Genomic DNA, 14,800 nt, shown 5'->3' with positions numbered 1-14,800 from the left:
GGAGGCCCCGGGCCCGCGGCATCCGCCCCGATAGAATCGAACGATCCCATCCCCACACGACGGAGCAGCATGTCTGAAATCAGCGCCGAGCAGGTCGCGCACCTCGCGAACCTCGCCCGCATCGCGCTCACGGAAGAAGAGATCGGCCACCTCACGACCGAGCTCGGCCAGATCATGCACGCGGTCGAGAAGGTGAGCGAGGTGGCCACGCCCGACGTGGTGCCCACCAGCCACCCGATCCCGCTGCACAACCCGCTGCGAGCAGACGTCCCCTCCGACGTGCTCACCGTCGAGCAGGTGCTCTCGGGCGCGCCCGAGCACGACGGCACGCGCTTCGTCGTCTCCGCGATCCTGGGGGAGGAGCAGTGAGCGAGATCATCCGGCTGACCGCCGCCGACCTCGCCGACAAGCTCGCCTCCGGCGAGGTCTCCGCCGTCGAGGCCACCAAGGCGCACCTCGACCGCATCAGCGCGGTCGACGGCGCCGTGCACGCGTTCCTCCACGTCAACGAGCAGGCGCTCGAGACCGCCGCCGAGATCGACCGCCGCCGCGCTGCTGGCGACGAGCTCGGCCCGCTCGCGGGCGTGCCCATCGCCGTCAAGGACGTGCTCGTGACCGAGGGCATGCCCTCGACCTCCGGCTCGCGGATCCTCGAGGGCTGGATCCCGCCGTACGACGCGACCCCGGTCCGCAAGGTCCGCGAGGCCGGCATGATCCCGCTCGGCAAGACCAACATGGACGAGTTCGCGATGGGCTCCTCCACCGAGCACTCCGCGTACGGTCCGACGCACAACCCGTGGGACCTCGAGCGCATCCCCGGCGGGTCCGGCGGCGGGTCCGCCGCAGCGGTCGCCGCGTTCGAAGCGCCGCTCGCCCTCGGCAGCGACACAGGCGGGTCGATCCGCCAGCCCGCGCACGTCACCGGCACGGTTGGCATCAAGCCAACCTACGGCGGCGTCAGCCGGTACGGTTCGATCGCGCTCGCATCGAGCCTCGACCAGGTCGGCCCCGTCAGCCGCACCGTGCTCGACGCGGCACTCCTGCACGACGTCATCGCCGGGCACGACCCGCACGACCAGACCTCCATCCCCGACCCGTGGCCGTCGATGGCCGACGCGGTGCGGCGAGCGGATGTCTCGGGGCTGCGCATCGGCGTCGTGAAGGAGCTCGACTCCGACGGGTTCCAGGCCGGCGTCCGCCAGCGCTTCCACGAAGCGCTCGACCTGCTCGCCGCGAACGGCGCCGAGATCGTCGAGGTCAGCGCACCGAACTTCGAGTACTCGATCGCCGCGTACTACCTGATCCTGCCCGCCGAGGCGTCCTCGAACCTCGCGAAGTTCGACTCCGTCCGCTTCGGCCTGCGCGTCACGCCCGACGGCGGCGGGACAGTCGAAGAGGTCATGGCGGCCACGCGCGAAGCGGGCTTCGGGCCAGAGGTCAAGCGCCGCATCATCCTCGGCACCTACGCACTCTCGGCCGGCTACTACGACGCCTACTACGGCAGCGCGCAGAAGGTGCGCACGCTCGTGCAGCAGGACTTCGCGAACGCGTTCGCCGAGGTCGACGTGCTCGCCACGCCGACGGCGCCGACGACCGCGTTCAAGTTCGGCGAGAAGCTCGCCGACCCGCTCGCGATGTACCTCAACGACGTCGCGACGATCCCCGCGAACCTCGCGGGCGTTCCCGGCATCTCCGTGCCGTCCGGGCTCGCGCCGGAGGACGGCCTGCCCGTCGGCATCCAGTTCCTCGCGCCCGCGCGCGAGGACGCCCGCCTCTACAACGTCGGCGGCGCGCTCGAGGCGCTGCTCGTCGACCGCTGGGGCGGCCCGCTGCTCGCGCAGGCGCCCGACCTGTCCACCCATGAACTCACGGCGACCGAGGAGGGCGTGCTCTGATGGCCCACGTAGAACTCATGGACTTCGACGACGCGCTGCTGCGCTTCGAACCCGTCATCGGCCTCGAGGTGCACGTCGAGCTGAACACCGAGACGAAGATGTTCTCGCCGGCACCGAACCCCGCCAACGAGCGGTACCACGGTGCCGAGCCGAACACGCTCGTCGCGCCGGTCGACATGGGCCTGCCGGGCGCCCTCCCGGTCGTCAACGCGACCGCGGTGCGTTCGTCGATCGCGCTCGGGCTCGCGCTCGGCTGCTCGATCGCGCCGTCGAGCCGGTTCGCGCGGAAGAACTACTTCTACCCCGACCTCGGCAAGAACTACCAGATCTCGCAGTACGACGAGCCGATCGCGTTCGAGGGCTCCGTCGAGGTCGAGATCGACGGCGGCCGCACCTTCCAGATCGCGATCGAGCGCGCCCACATGGAAGAGGACGCCGGCAAGCTCACGCACATCGGTTCGACCGGCCGCATCCACGGCGCCGAGTACTCCCTCGTCGACTACAACCGCGCCGGCGTGCCGCTCGTCGAGATCGTCACGAAGCCCATCGTGGGCGCCGAAGCGGATGCCCCCGCCCTCGCTCGCGCATACGTCGCCGCGATCCGCGACATCGTGCTCGCGCTCGGCATCTCCGAGGCGCGCATGGAGCGCGGCAACCTCCGCTGCGACGCGAACGTCTCGCTGCGCCCGCGCGGTCAGGAGCAGTTCGGCACGCGCACCGAGACGAAGAACGTCAACTCGATGCGTTCGGTCGAGCGCGCCATCCGCTACGAGATCCAGCGCCAGGCGGCCATCCTCGCCGCCGGCGGCACGATCACGCAGGAGACGCGTCACTGGCATGAAGACACGGGCAAGACCAGCCCCGGCCGGCCGAAGTCAGACGCCGACGACTACCGCTACTTCCCCGAGCCCGACCTGCTGCCGGTCGTGCCCGACCCGGCCGTGATCGAGGAGCTCCGTGCGGCGCTGCCCGAGCCGCCCGCCGCGCGCCGTCGTCGCCTCAAGGCCGAGTGGGGCTTCACCGACCTCGAGTTCCAGGACGTCGCGAACAGCGGCCTCCTGAACGAGCTCGCCGAGACGGTCGACGCGGGCGCGAGTCCCGCGGCGGCCCGCAAGTGGTGGACGGGCGAGATCGCACGCGTCGCCAACGCACAGGGTACGGATGCCGCGGGCCTGGTCACTCCGGCGCACGTCGCCGAGCTCGCCGTGCTCGTCGACGAGGGCACCCTCACCGACCGCCTCGCGCGCCAGGTGCTCGAGGGCGTCATCGCGGGCGAGGGATCGCCGCGCGAGGTCGTCGACGCCCGCGGTCTCGCGGTCGTCTCCGACGACGGCGCGCTCGTCGCCGCGATCGACGAGGCGCTCGCCGCCCAGCCCGACGTGCTCGCCAAGATCCGCGACGGCAAGGTGCAGGCCGCAGGCGCCGTCATCGGCGCGGTCATGAAGGCCATGCAGGGCAAGGCCGACGCCGCACGCGTACGCGAGCTCGTGCTCGAACGCGCCGGAAGCGACGCGTAGCCCGAGGCCGAGCAGCGGATACCGCGGCGTGCGACTCGCGCGCGCGGCATCCGCTGCTCACAGCCCGCTCATGGCAGGCGACCCTACGCTGGATCACCCCGAACACTGCGAGGACACCATGGGATTCCTGGACCGACTCTTCGGCGGCGGCGATGACCGCGCTGCACGCCCCGTTCCGACGCCTGTCCGTCAGGCGCCCGGCGCGCCGCAGCAGCGTCCGCTGAGCGAGGACGAACTCGCGATCGAGCGCTACCGCTACCTGCTGCGCACAGCCCCGCCCGAGCAGGTCGAGGCCGTGCACGCCGAGGCGTTCGCGAAGCTCACCCCAGAGCAGCGGCAGCAGGTCTACCGTTCGCTCGCCGAGCAGGCGCCCGCGGGCGAGCCCGTCGCTTCCGACGACCCGGCCGCGCTCGCGCGTGCCGCGACCCGCCAGGAGCTGCGCCAGCCCGGTTCGATGGAACGCGCGTTCGCGGGAGGCCGCCCGGGCGCGCCGTCGTTCGGGTCGATGGTCGGCAGCTCGATGCTCGGCACCATCGCGGGCGTCGTGATCGGATCGGCGATCGCGCAGGCGTTCCTGCCGGGCCCGGGCGCGTTCGACGCGGCCGGTGCAGAGGGTGCGGGTGCGGATGCCGGTGCGGGTGCGGATGCCGGTGCGGCGGATGCCGGTTCCGTCGATGCAGCCGGCGCGGATGCCGGCGGCGACTGGGGCGGATTCGGCGGTGGCGACTTCGGCGGCGACTTCGGCGGCGACTTCGGCGACTTCGGCTTCTGACGCGCCGGTCGGTGTCGGCGGTCGGCGCTAGAGTTCCCGCGTGAGCAAGCAGGACGGCTCGTCGCGCCAGGTCACGACCGGCCCGGTCGACGACTCGGGCACCCCGATCCTGCACGTCGACATGGACGCGTTCTTCGTCTCCGTCGAGCTGCTGCGTCGGCCCGACCTTCGGGGCAAGCCGGTGCTCGTCGGCGGCACCGCCGGCCGGGGCGTCGTCGCGGCTGCGAGCTACGAGGCACGCAGGTACGGCGTGAACTCCGCCATGCCCATGTCGATCGCGCTCCGACGCTGCCCGAACGCCGTCGTGCTCCGTGGCGACTACCGTCGATACACCGAGTACTCGGGCAGGGTCATGGAGATCTTCCGGTCGCTGACACCGCTCGTCGAACCGCTCTCGATCGACGAGGCGTTCCTCGACGTGTCCGGCGCGCGGCGGCTGCACGGCAGCCCCGCCGAGATCGCATGGACGATCCGGCGGCGTGTGCTCGACGAAACGGGGCTCACCTGCTCGGTCGGCGCCGCCGCGAGCAAGTACGTCGCCAAGGTCGCCTCCTCGCGCGCGAAGCCCGATGGCATGCTCGTGGTGCCGGCCGCCGACACGGTCGCGTTCCTGCATCCCCTGCCCGTCTCCGTGCTCTGGGGCGTCGGGCGCGTCACCGAGCAGTCGTTGCTCAAGCTCGGCCTGCGCACGGTCGGCGACGTCGCCGGCATGCCCGCCGACGCGCTCGAACGCGCGGTCGGGCCGGCGCTCGCGGGGCGGCTCGCGCGCCTGGCCGCGGGCATCGATCCACGCGACGTCGAGACGCGCCGGGTCGAGAAGAGCATCGGCCACGAGTCGACGTTCCACCACGACCTCGTCGAGCCCGAGGAGATCGCGCGCGAGCTGCTCCGGCTCGCGACCGACGTCGGCGTGCGACTGCGGCGGGCCGACCTCCTCGCGAGGACCGTGACCCTGAAGGTCAGGTACGCCGACTTCACGACCCTGACCCGCTCGCGCACGCTCGCCGAGCCGACCGACGTGGCCCGCCGGATATACGAGGAGGCGCTCGTCCCGCTCGCCGACCTCGTGGGCGACGGGCGTCGGGTGCGGCTCATCGGCGTGCGTGCCGAGCACCTGCGGGCGGCCGGCGACGGCGCGCCGCTGTGGGATCCGGATGAGGACTGGCGCGACGCCGAACGCACGATCGACGAGGTCGTCCGCCGCTTCGGTCGGGGCGCCGTCAAGCCGGCGACCCTCGTCCGACCGGCCGCCGAATCCGCGGCGCCGACCGTCCGCGACGGCGATGCCCCGGACGGACACGGACCAGACGACGACCCGCCGCCCGGGCTTCGCACGTTCTGGTGAGCGCACATCGGCGCGGACGAATGGCGCGACGCGCGGCATCCGCTCGCCCTTTCGACCCCGCCGCCGCCCCGGTAGCGTGGCGGTATGGCTGATTTCGTACTCGAACTCGCAGACAAGGTCGCCGGCATCGGCGTGCGCACGTCCTACGCAGAGAAGGTCGAGGTCGGCGGCACCGAGGTCGTCCCGGTCGCGCTCGGCGCATACGGATTCGGCGGCGGCGCGGGCACCGATGACACGCAGGGCGAGGGCTCGGGCGGCGGTGGCGGCGGCTGGTCGGTGCCGCTGGGCGCATACGTCGGGCGCGGCGGCGACGTCAGGTTCGAGCCGAACGTGCTCGGCCTGGTCATCGTCGCGATCCCGCTCATCGCGGTCACGGGCAAGGCGCTGCGCATGGTGATCCGCGCGCTCAAGCGATAGCCGGTCCGCGTCGCCCGACGCCGCCGGCCGAAAGGGTCGGCGACGGCGGGCGTATACTCGTGCTCGAACACGGGAGTCCGGTGAGCCGGGCTGAGAGGAAGGTTCTCAACCTTCGACCGTCGAACCTGATCTGGGTCATGCCAGCGCAGGGAGGGCAGCACATCTCATATCCCGTGCCTCTTTCCCCGACATGGAAGGGCACGAACAGTGCACGAGACATCCACCACCGGCACGTCCACCACGCACAGCGACGAGCACCGGACTGCGGCCGCGCGCAGCACCCGCTGGCGCGTCGTCGACATCGTCGTCGCGAGCGTCATCGGCGTCGCCACCGGCGTCGTGTTCCTCATCTGGAACAACGTCGGCGCCGCCTGGTACGGCGCCGCCGACGCCGTCACCCCCGGGCTCGGCGGCTTCGCGATCGGCATCTGGCTCATCGGCGGCGTGCTCGGCGGGCTGATCATCCGCAAGCCCGGCGCCGCGCTCTACGTCGAACTGCTCGCCGCGACGGTCTCCGCACTCGTCGGCAACCAGTGGGGCATCGAGGTGATCTACTCGGGCATCGCCCAGGGACTCGGCGCAGAACTCGTCTTCCTCGCGACCCGGTACCGCCGGTTCGGCATCCCCACCGCGATGCTGGCCGGTGCCGGCGCCGCCGTCGGAGCCTGGCTCCTCGAGCTCTTCCTCGCCGGCAACCTGCAGAAGTCGGCCGAGTTCCTCGCGATCTACTTCGGCGCGGTCGTCGTCTCGGGAGCGGTGCTCGCGGGCCTGCTCGGTTGGTTCGTCGTCCGCGGGCTCGCCGCGACAGGAGCCCTGAGCCGGTTCGGGGCCGGGCGAGACGTCTCCGAACGGGTCTGAGGCGTGGGCGACGCGATGCCCGCCGTCCGCCCTGCGCGACTCGTCGCGGAGGGCTGGGGGTGGCGGCATGCCGGCCGGCGCCGGGCGGCCCTCCACGGGCTCGACCTCGTGATCGAACCGGGGGAGCGGGTCCTGCTCCTCGGTGCGTCCGGGTCGGGGAAGTCGACCCTGCTGCATGCGTTCGCCGGCGTGCTCGGCGGCGAAGACGAGGGTGAGCAGCACGGCACGCTCCGGCTCGACGGAGTCTCCCCGGTCGCCGCCCGCGGACGAGCGGGACTCGTCCTGCAGGACCCCGACTCGCAGGTGATCCTCGCCCGGGTCGGCGACGACGTCGCCTTCGGCTGCGAGAACCTCGGGGTTGCGCGCGATGAGATCTGGTCGCGGGTGCGCGAGGCGGTTCACGCCGTCGCGCTCGACCTGCCGCTCGATCACCCGACCTCACGCCTCTCCGGCGGGCAGAAGCAACGGCTCGCCCTCGCCGGCGCCCTCGCGATGCGGCCGGGGCTCCTGCTGCTCGACGAGCCCACCGCGAACCTCGACCCGGAGGGTGTCGCCGAGGTCCGTCGGGCGGTGGCGCGGGTCGTCGAACGCACGGGCGCGACGATGGTCGTCGTCGAGCACCGCGTCGACGTCTGGGTCGACCTCGTGGATCGGGTCATCGTGCTCGACGCCGACGGCGGCGTGCTCGCCGACGGCACCCCGGCATCCGTTCTCGCCGAACAGGGCCGGTCGCTCGCGGCGAAGGGGGTCTGGGTTCCCGGCATCCCGCTCGACGTGCCCGGGGCCGCCGACGCGACTCGGGCGGATGCGCCGTCGGCACTCGAAGCCGCGGGGCTCGCGATCGGGCGCCCGCGCGGTGCCGTGCTGCACGAGGGCCTCGCCTTCGACGTGCCCGAAGCGGCATCCACCGTGCTCACCGGGCCGAACGGCGTCGGCAAGTCGACGCTCGCGCTGACCCTCGGCGGGTTGCTCCCACCCCGGGACGGGCGCGTGGTCGCGGCGCCGGGCATCGCGCGCGGCATCGGTGAGGAGCCCCACCGGTGGCGCTCACGCGAGCTGCTCACCCGGATCGGCACCGTGTTCCAGGAACCCGAGCACCAGTTCGTCGCATCGAACGTGCGCGACGAGATCGCCGTCGCGCCGCGCGCGCTCGGCCTCGCGCCCGCCGACGTCGACGCCCGCGTCGACGAGGTGCTGCAGCGGCTCCGCCTCGACCACCTCGCCGGCGCGAACCCCTTCACGCTCTCCGGCGGCGAGGCACGACGGCTGTCGGTGGGCGCGGTGCTCGCGACCCGGCCCCGCGTCGTGATCCTCGACGAGCCGACCTTCGGCCAGGACCGACTGGGGTGGATCGAGCTCGTCCGGCTCCTGCACGAACTCGTCGCCGACGGGGCGTCGCTGCTCTCGGTCACCCACGACGCCGCGTTCACCGCCTCGCTCGGCGGGCGGTGCATCGCGTTGACCCCGGGCGGCCCGGTCCTCACGAACGCCATCGGGGCGCGGCTCGCAGGAGAGGTCTCGTGACCGCGGTCGACGTCGAGCCGGCCGTGCCCCGGGTTCGGCTGCGGTACATCGACGACGTGAACCCCGCGATGCGCCTCGCCGCCGCCATGGCGCTCACGACGCCGCTGATCATCACGGTCGACTGGGTCAGCGCCGCGATCGCGGCCGGAATCCAGCTCGTGCTGTTCGCCATCGCGGGGGTGACGCCGCGCCTGCTGCTCCGCCGCACCTGGCCGATCCTGATCGCGGCGCCCCTGGCGGGCCTGAGCATGCTGCTCTACGGCAAGCCGTCGGGCACGGTCTACTGGGAGTTCTGGGTCGCGAAGATCACCGACGGCTCGATCGAGCTCGCGGTCGCCGTCACGCTTCGCGTGCTCGCGATCGGCATCCCCGCGGCGCTGCTGTTCATGCGGGTCGACCCGACCGATCTCGCGGACGGACTGGCGCAGATCTGGCGGCTGCCCGCCAGGTTCGTGCTGGGCGCGCTCGCAGCGACCCGACTGGTCGGGCTCTTCGTCGAGGACTGGCGGGCCATGGCCCTGTCGCGCCGCGCCCGGGGCATCGGCGACCACGGTGCCCTCCGGCGCGGTGCGACCATGGCCTTCGCCCTGCTCGTCCTCGCGATCCGTCGTGGATCGAAGCTCGCGACCGCCATGGAGGCGCGCGGCTTCGGTTCCGAAACGACCCGCACCTGGGCGCGCGTGTCGACCGTCGGCCCCCGTGACGTGCTGCTGATCGTCCTCGCCGTGCTCATCGCGGCGGTCTCGCTCGCGGGCGCCGTCTGGGCCGGGACCTTCCACCCGGTGTGGTCGTGACCCGGGGCGGCGCGCTCGCGCTCCGGCCCGCGCTCGACGCGGTCCGGACGGCGGCGCGAGCCCGCCGGCATCCGCTCGTGCTCATCGACGGACCGAGCGGCTCGGGCAAGACCACCTTCGCGGCGGCGCTCGTCGAAGCCTGGCCGGGCCGCCCGCCCGCGGTGGTCCGAGTCGACGAGGCGATCCCCGGATGGCACGGCCTGCGCCGGGGCGCGGAAGCGCTCGGCCCGCGGCTCGTCACCCCGCGACAGTCCGGCCGGATCGGCGTGCTCCGGCGATGGGATTGGCATGCGAGCCGCTGGAACGGCCTCGCGCACCTCCGGCCCGGTGCGCCGCTCATCATCGAGGGGTGCGGCGCGTTCCTGGCCGGCGAGCCCGCGCCCGGCGCGATCCGGGTGTGGCTCACCGCCCCCGACGACACCCGCCGAGTGCGTGCGCTCGCTCGCGACGACGGCGGCTTCGACGACTTCTGGGATGCGTGGGAATCCGACTGGCGCCGGTATCTCGGCCGGTCGGGCGAGCGCGCTTCCGACGCGATCCGCGTCAGGATCTGATCGCCGCGGCGGCGGGATGCGGCGGCAGGTCGCGGCGGCGTGACCGGCTGCGGGACCGGGACGCGCTGCGCCGGGGACTGCCGCTCGAGGCCGAGCGGGACTACGCTCGGGTCATGGAAGACGCGACGACGTACGTGGCGGAGTTCATCGACGGCCCGCTCGAGGGCGACTTCGAGCAGCGGGCGCTCGTGGGCGGATCGCACGAGGAACGGGTCGGCATGGTCGCCGCCGTCGACGGACTCGAATCGCTGTTCTGGTACGACGCGGTCGACCGCCGTGACGTCGGCGGCCAGCTGCGCGTGAGGTTCCGATTCGATCCGGCCGGATCGGACCCCGTCGAGTCCGACGAGGAGAACGACTGAACCGCGACGGCGTTCAGTCGCCGTCGAGGAACGCCCCGATGAGTTCGGCCGGGTGGGTCAGCCGCCAGAACAGTCCCGGGTCCTCGATGGGCGCGTCGAGTTCGAGCGCGGACGTGACCTCGCGATCTCCGATGCGCACGCCGACCGACCCGACGGCGCGACCGGCGGGTGCGGTCGCGAACGGCTCGACCTCGATCACGGCATCGTCCGCGGCCGCGCCGAATGCGGCATCCGTCCGTCCGCTCGTCGCCACGAGGTTCGCCCGATCGCCCCAGGCCGAAGCGACCGTGCCGTAGGCCGCCCCGCCGGTGATGACCTCGATCGGCGCGGATGCCGCGGCCATGCCCTCCACCGCGGCGAGCACCGCTGGGTCGAGCGTGTCGTAGTCGTCCACACCCGTCATCGCGCCGACCATCCGGCGGTCGGTCTCGCCTGAGCGGATGTCGGCCGTCCAGACGAAGCTGATCGCGGCCTCGTCGGTGTAGCTGCGGCTGAGGGCGCGGATGCCGTCGTCCTCCAGGTGCGCGATCGCGTCGGGGACCCGCCGATCATCGGTCGGCGTCGACGTCGACGTGCCCTCCAGCATTCCGGCGAGTGCGGGGTCGGCGACGACGAGTGCTGCGAGGCGCGCGAGCTCGCTCGCCGTGCCGACGTTGCCGCCCGACAGGCCGGTGGCGTCGACCACCCGGGTCGCCGCGAACCCCTCGTCCTCGAGCCAGCCGTTCGCCCGGTCGACGTACGCGTCGACGCTGCCGAACGCCCAGCGCGCGAGGGTGTCCGCGTGGTTGTTGCTCGAGGCCAGGAGCACGGCGCGAACGGTGTCGCGTTCGCTCCAGGTGTCGCCGGGGGAGACCCGCAGCGCGCGCGAACCCTCGTCGGAGTACGTCAGGAAGTCGGTGAAGTCCTCGGGTCCGATCCGGATCGCCGGACCGTCGTCGTCCGGTCCGAGCGGCAGCGCGTCGAGGACGGTGAGCACGGTCACGAGCTTCGCGGCCCCGCCGATCGGGCTCGGCTCGTCGTCGGCGGATGCCGCGACCGGCGTGATCTCGCCGTCGTCGCCGAGCAGCGCGACGGCGGACGCGTCGTCTGCGGGGAGGGTCACCGCGACGGAGGCGGGCGCGGCGGCGCGCTCGGCGTCGGCGGTGATCGTCACGTCGGGCAGCGGGCCGAGCAGCATCGCCGGGCCGTAGACGCCGATGCCGAGGATCGCGAGCGCGCCGACGGCGATGCCGACGACGCGTCCGGGGGAGGGACTCATGCCGAACAGGCTAACGGCTTCCCACGCAGGTTCAGCGCGAGCCACGGCGCCCGACGCGCCGTCACGCCCAGCCGAGCTCGTGCAGCCGATCGTCGTCGATGCCGTAGAAGTGCGCGATCTCATGGACCAGCGTCACGTGGATCTCGTCGCGGAGCTCGTCCTCGGTCTCGGCGACGGAGAGCAGCGGCTCGCGGTACAGGACGATGCGGTCGGGCATCTCGCCGAAGCCGTACCGATCGCGCTCGGTCAGCGACACGCCCTCGTAGAGGCCGAGCAGGTCGAGCGAGCCGTCCTCCGGGCGATCCTCGACGACGAACACGAGGTTCTCGAGCCCCTCGACCATGTCGTCGGGGAGAGCGTCGAGTTCATCGACGACGAGCTGCTCGAAGGCCTCGGCGTCGAGTTCCACGTGCGGCTCCGTCCGGGCGACGATTGGGGTGAGTAACGGGGCTTGAACCCGCGACCTCCTGGACCACAACCAGGCGCTCTACCGACTGAGCTATACCCACCATGTGCCGGCCCGCTCGCGCGTGCGGCAACCCTACGAGATTACACCACGTTCGAGGCCTCTGATGACACCTCGCCCGCCTCGGCGGCGTCGGCAGCGACCTCTGCGGCGATGGCCTGGAGCTCCTGGCTCGTCGGTCCGGGGTCGGCCACGAACACCGCGCGCCGGTAGTACCGGAGTTCGCGGATCGACTCGAGGATGTCGGCCAGGGCGCGGTGCCCGCCGTCTTTCGCGGGGGCGTTGAAGTAGGCACGCGGGAACCAGCGCTTCGCCAGCTCCTTGATCGACGAGACGTCGACGTTGCGGTAGTGCAGGTGGGCATCGAGCCGGGGCATGTACCGCGTGAGGAATGCCCGGTCGGTGCCGATCGAGTTGCCGGCGAGCGGGGCCTTCTGCTCGTCGGGCACGTGCTTCAGGACGTACTCGAGCACCTGGTACTCGGCATCGGCGACCGAGACCCCGTTCGGGATCTCGTCGATCAGGCCGGAACGCGTGTGCATGTCGCGGACGAACTCGCTCATCGACTCGAGCGCGCTCGCGTCGGGCTTGATCACGATGTCGAGCCCTTCGTCGACCGGTTGCAGGTCGTAGTCGGTGATGACGACCGCGATCTCGACCAGTTCGTCGACCTCGAGGTCGAGCCCGGTCATCTCGCAGTCGATCCAGACGAGTCGGTCGCTCGGGGATGCCATGCCGCGAGTCTAACCGCGCACACCGACACGGGCGGATGCCGCGGGCAGGAGGCATCCGCTCTCGACCGGGGGCACCCGGACCCCTGCGGTATCGTGGTGGCGATCGGCCCTCGTAGCTCAGCGGATAGAGCAGGAGCCTTCTAATCTCTTGGTCGCAGGTTCGATTCCTGCCGAGGGCGCCGAGAGCCGCCGCGCTCGACCGAGAGCGCGATGAGCGGGAACAGCAGCATCGAGAGCAGCCCCGCACCGACGAGCGCCGCCGCCGTGCCCGAGTCGAGATCGCCCGCGCCCACGCCGATCGCGGTGACCGCGACGATGATCGGCAGCGCGGTCGCCGCGAACAGCCCGGTCGCGGTGCGATCGCGAAGGCTCGACCCCGGGTCGGCCAGGAGTGCCGACGGGATCCCGCGCGCGACCAGCAGCAGGAGCGTGAACACCGGCAGCAGGGCGAGGGTCGCGGGGTCCGAGACGAGCGCCTCCAGGTCGAAGGTGATCCCCGTGTAGACGAAGAACAGCGGCACGAGCAGCCCGAACCCGATCGCGTCGAGCTTGACCTCGATGGTGTGCCGGTCCGCCTCGGGCGCCCCTGACAGCAGGATCCGCATGATGATGCCGGCCGCGAACGCGCCGAGGAGCATGTCGAGGTCCACGACGACGGAGAGTCCGACCAGGGCGAGCAGCAGGAACAGGACGAGGCGGATCGCGAACTGGCCGCTGGTGTGCAGCGTCGCCGCGATGACCTCGTGGAGGCCCCGGTTGTCTCCCCGCGACGCGCGCCGGATCGCGAACCCGGTGATCACCGCGAACCCGAGCAGGACGAGCGCGGCGTGCAGCGGCGACCGGCCCGACAGGAACAGTGAGATCGCGATGAGCGGCAGGAACTCCCCGGCAGCGCCGATGGCGAGCACGCCGACCCCGATCTTCGAGCGCAGCAACCCGGCGTCGCGGAGGATCGGCAGGAGCGCCCCGAGCGCCGTCGACGTCAGGGCGATGCCGATGAACACGGCGCCGGCATCCGGGTCGAGGAGCCAACCGACGGCCAGCCCGATCGCGAGCGAGACGACCCAGCCGAGGCTCGCGCGCGCGAGCGGCCTGCCCCGGACCGTCGCGAAGTCGATCTCATGCCCGGCGAGGAAGAACAGCATCGCGAGGCCGAAGTCGGCCAGCAGTTCGAACATGTCGCTCGGTCTCGCCCAGCCGAGCACATCCGGTCCGATGACGATGCCGAACACGAGCTCGAAGACGAGCACCGGGACCGCGATCCAAGCTCCGATGGCCCGCGTCGCGAGCGGCGCGAGTGCGATGACCAGCGGGACGAGCACCAGTGTGGGAACGTCGATGTGCACGCGCGTGCCCCCTTCGTTGGTCGAATGCTAACCGAGACCGGTCGGACCGTGACGCGCGCGCAGGGGACGGTGCCGAGGGCGGCGGATGCGACATCCGCCCGTCACACGCGTGCCGTATCGTCATGGCATGCGCGACCTCCAGGCCCGGATCATCGAAGAACTCCACGTCGAACCCGTGATCGACGCGGCAGAGCAGGTTCGCCGCCGCGTGGGGTTCCTCAAGGACTACCTGGCCGCGTCCCGCGCGAAGGGGCTCGTGCTCGGCATCAGCGGCGGCCAGGACTCCAGCCTCGCCGGCAGGCTCTGCCAGCTGGCGGTCGACGAACTCGCGGCCGAAGGCCGACCGGCGCGGTTCATCGCGGTCCGGCTGCCGTACGGGGTGCAGCGCGACGCCGCCGACGCGGAACTCGCGCTCGAGTTCATCCGGCCCGCCGAGACGATCGGGTTCGACATCCGTCACGGCGTCGACGGGCTCACCGAGGAGTTCGGCCGTGCGATCGGCGAACCGCTCACCGACTTCTCCAAGGGCAACGTCAAGGCGCGCATGCGCATGGTCGCCCAGTACGCGATCGCGGGCGACGCCGGCCTGCTCGTCGTCGGCACCGACCATGCGGCTGAGGCGGTGACGGGGTTCTTCACGAAGTTCGGCGACGGCGGCGCCGACCTGCTGCCTCTGTCGGGCCTGACCAAGCGGCAGGGGCGGGCGCTGCTCGAGCACCTCGGCGCACCCGAGCGGCTGTACCTGAAGACGCCGACCGCCGATCTGCTCGACCACGACCCGGGCCAGGCAGACGAGGCGAACCTCGGGATCACCTACCGCGACATCGACGACTACCTCGAGGGTCGGGCGATCGACGCCGGCGTCGCCGAGCAGATCGAGACGCGGTTCCTGCAGACCCGCCACAAGCGCGCCGAGCCGGTCACCATGTTCGATTCCTGGTGGCCGGGGTAGGCGCGC

The 14,800-nt window shown here is 72.1% G+C and carries 16 protein-coding genes, 2 tRNA genes and 1 riboswitch; of the genes, 13 read left to right on the top strand and 5 right to left on the bottom strand.

Annotation, left to right across the window (positions count from 1 at the left end):
* The first annotated feature begins 69 nt into the window (after positions 1-69).
* The 11 genes from gatC (at position 70) to DSM26151_RS08630 (ending at position 10,038) form a co-directional block, all read left to right on the top strand.
* On the top strand, positions 70-369 hold the full coding sequence (gatC, locus tag DSM26151_RS08680) for an Asp-tRNA(Asn)/Glu-tRNA(Gln) amidotransferase subunit GatC (RefSeq protein ID WP_234659174.1): 300 nt from the start codon (positions 70-72) through the stop codon (positions 367-369).
* Positions 366-1,895, top strand: coding sequence for an Asp-tRNA(Asn)/Glu-tRNA(Gln) amidotransferase subunit GatA (gene gatA, locus DSM26151_RS08675; protein ID WP_234659173.1), 1,530 nt, complete (start codon positions 366-368; stop codon positions 1,893-1,895). The genes gatC and gatA overlap by 4 nt, the downstream gene beginning before the upstream one ends.
* The gene (gene gatB / locus DSM26151_RS08670; protein WP_234659172.1) at positions 1,895-3,412 is read left to right on the top strand and encodes an Asp-tRNA(Asn)/Glu-tRNA(Gln) amidotransferase subunit GatB; all 1,518 of its coding nucleotides are present in this window, start codon (positions 1,895-1,897) and stop codon (positions 3,410-3,412) included. Before gatA ends, gatB begins: the two co-directional genes overlap by 1 nt.
* Positions 3,413-3,530: 118 nt before the next feature.
* Positions 3,531-4,184, top strand: a complete 654-nt coding sequence (locus DSM26151_RS08665; RefSeq protein WP_234659171.1) for a hypothetical protein — start codon at positions 3,531-3,533, stop codon at positions 4,182-4,184.
* 40 nt (positions 4,185-4,224) lie between these two features.
* Positions 4,225-5,529: a DNA polymerase IV gene (locus DSM26151_RS08660; protein ID WP_234659170.1), complete on the top strand. Its 1,305-nt coding sequence runs from the start codon at positions 4,225-4,227 to the stop codon at positions 5,527-5,529.
* Positions 5,530-5,613: 84 nt separating this feature from the next.
* Positions 5,614-5,946 (top strand): hypothetical protein, encoded by a 333-nt coding sequence (locus DSM26151_RS08655; protein WP_234659169.1) that lies wholly within the window; start codon positions 5,614-5,616, stop codon positions 5,944-5,946.
* Positions 5,947-6,005: 59 nt separating this feature from the next.
* Positions 6,006-6,115: riboswitch (TPP riboswitch) on the top strand.
* Positions 6,116-6,153: 38 nt separating this feature from the next.
* Positions 6,154-6,804, top strand: a complete 651-nt coding sequence (locus DSM26151_RS08650) for an ECF transporter S component (protein WP_234659168.1) — start codon at positions 6,154-6,156, stop codon at positions 6,802-6,804.
* A 15-nt stretch (positions 6,805-6,819) separates the two neighbouring features.
* A complete protein-coding gene (locus tag DSM26151_RS08645; protein WP_234661847.1) occupies positions 6,820-8,328 on the top strand; it encodes an ABC transporter ATP-binding protein in 1,509 nt (502 codons plus the stop codon).
* Positions 8,325-9,122: an energy-coupling factor transporter transmembrane component T family protein gene (locus tag DSM26151_RS08640; RefSeq protein WP_326491013.1), complete on the top strand. Its 798-nt coding sequence runs from the start codon at positions 8,325-8,327 to the stop codon at positions 9,120-9,122. Before DSM26151_RS08645 ends, DSM26151_RS08640 begins: the two co-directional genes overlap by 4 nt.
* Positions 9,119-9,676, top strand: coding sequence for a nucleoside/nucleotide kinase family protein (locus tag DSM26151_RS08635; protein WP_234659167.1), 558 nt, complete (start codon positions 9,119-9,121; stop codon positions 9,674-9,676). Before DSM26151_RS08640 ends, DSM26151_RS08635 begins: the two co-directional genes overlap by 4 nt.
* Before the next feature lie 113 nt (positions 9,677-9,789).
* Positions 9,790-10,038 carry a hypothetical protein gene (locus tag DSM26151_RS08630; protein ID WP_234659166.1) on the top strand — a complete coding sequence of 83 codons (249 nt, stop codon included), beginning with the start codon at positions 9,790-9,792 and terminating at the stop codon, positions 10,036-10,038.
* A gap of 13 nt (positions 10,039-10,051) precedes the next feature.
* Here the strand turns inward: DSM26151_RS08630 and DSM26151_RS08625 are convergent, their stop codons facing one another.
* The 4 genes from DSM26151_RS08625 to orn all read right to left on the bottom strand — a co-directional run bounded on the left by DSM26151_RS08625 (position 10,052) and on the right by orn (position 12,496).
* Positions 10,052-11,296 carry a class A beta-lactamase-related serine hydrolase gene (locus tag DSM26151_RS08625; RefSeq protein WP_234659165.1) on the bottom strand — a complete coding sequence of 415 codons (1,245 nt, stop codon included), beginning with the start codon at positions 11,294-11,296 and terminating at the stop codon, positions 10,052-10,054.
* Positions 11,297-11,357: 61 nt separating this feature from the next.
* Positions 11,358-11,705 carry a metallopeptidase family protein gene (locus DSM26151_RS08620; RefSeq protein ID WP_234659164.1) on the bottom strand — a complete coding sequence of 116 codons (348 nt, stop codon included), beginning with the start codon at positions 11,703-11,705 and terminating at the stop codon, positions 11,358-11,360.
* 24 nt (positions 11,706-11,729) lie between these two features.
* Positions 11,730-11,805, bottom strand: a tRNA-His gene (locus tag DSM26151_RS08615).
* Between the two features lie 40 nt (positions 11,806-11,845).
* On the bottom strand, positions 11,846-12,496 hold the full coding sequence (gene orn / locus DSM26151_RS08610; RefSeq protein WP_234659163.1) for an oligoribonuclease: 651 nt from the start codon (positions 12,494-12,496) through the stop codon (positions 11,846-11,848).
* Between the two features lie 106 nt (positions 12,497-12,602).
* Here orn and DSM26151_RS08605 point away from each other — a divergent pair.
* Positions 12,603-12,675, top strand: a tRNA-Arg gene (locus DSM26151_RS08605).
* Here the strand turns inward: DSM26151_RS08605 and DSM26151_RS08600 are convergent.
* Entirely contained in the window at positions 12,637-13,746 is a 1,110-nt protein-coding gene (locus DSM26151_RS08600) for a cation:proton antiporter (protein WP_234661845.1), read from the bottom strand. The two genes, DSM26151_RS08605 and DSM26151_RS08600, sit on opposite strands and share 39 nt — an antisense overlap.
* A 223-nt stretch (positions 13,747-13,969) precedes the next feature.
* Between DSM26151_RS08600 and nadE the strand changes: the two genes are divergently transcribed.
* On the top strand, positions 13,970-14,794 hold the full coding sequence (nadE, locus tag DSM26151_RS08595) for an ammonia-dependent NAD(+) synthetase (RefSeq protein ID WP_234659162.1): 825 nt from the start codon (positions 13,970-13,972) through the stop codon (positions 14,792-14,794).
* The last annotated feature ends 6 nt before the right edge of the window (positions 14,795-14,800 follow it).

The sequence above is a fragment of the Agromyces marinus genome, assembly GCF_021442325.1.
Taxonomy (GTDB): Bacteria; Actinomycetota; Actinomycetes; order Actinomycetales; family Microbacteriaceae; genus Agromyces; species Agromyces marinus.
Note: the sequence above shows the minus strand (reverse complement) of the source record. Positions and strands in the feature narration are given on the sequence as shown.

Coding starts and splice junctions, on each gene's coding strand:
- nadE (WP_234659162.1), top strand. CDS start 13,970: ATGCGCGACCTCCAGGCCCGGATCATCGAAGAACTCCACGTCGAACCC.
- gatB (WP_234659172.1), top strand. CDS start 1,895: ATGGCCCACGTAGAACTCATGGACTTCGACGACGCGCTGCTGCGCTTC.
- DSM26151_RS08630 (WP_234659166.1), top strand. CDS start 9,790: ATGGAAGACGCGACGACGTACGTGGCGGAGTTCATCGACGGCCCGCTC.
- DSM26151_RS08655 (WP_234659169.1), top strand. CDS start 5,614: ATGGCTGATTTCGTACTCGAACTCGCAGACAAGGTCGCCGGCATCGGC.
- DSM26151_RS08645 (WP_234661847.1), top strand. CDS start 6,820: ATGCCCGCCGTCCGCCCTGCGCGACTCGTCGCGGAGGGCTGGGGGTGG.
- DSM26151_RS08625 (WP_234659165.1), bottom strand. CDS start 11,296: ATGAGTCCCTCCCCCGGACGCGTCGTCGGCATCGCCGTCGGCGCGCTC.
- gatC (WP_234659174.1), top strand. CDS start 70: ATGTCTGAAATCAGCGCCGAGCAGGTCGCGCACCTCGCGAACCTCGCC.
- DSM26151_RS08665 (WP_234659171.1), top strand. CDS start 3,531: ATGGGATTCCTGGACCGACTCTTCGGCGGCGGCGATGACCGCGCTGCA.
- orn (WP_234659163.1), bottom strand. CDS start 12,496: ATGGCATCCCCGAGCGACCGACTCGTCTGGATCGACTGCGAGATGACC.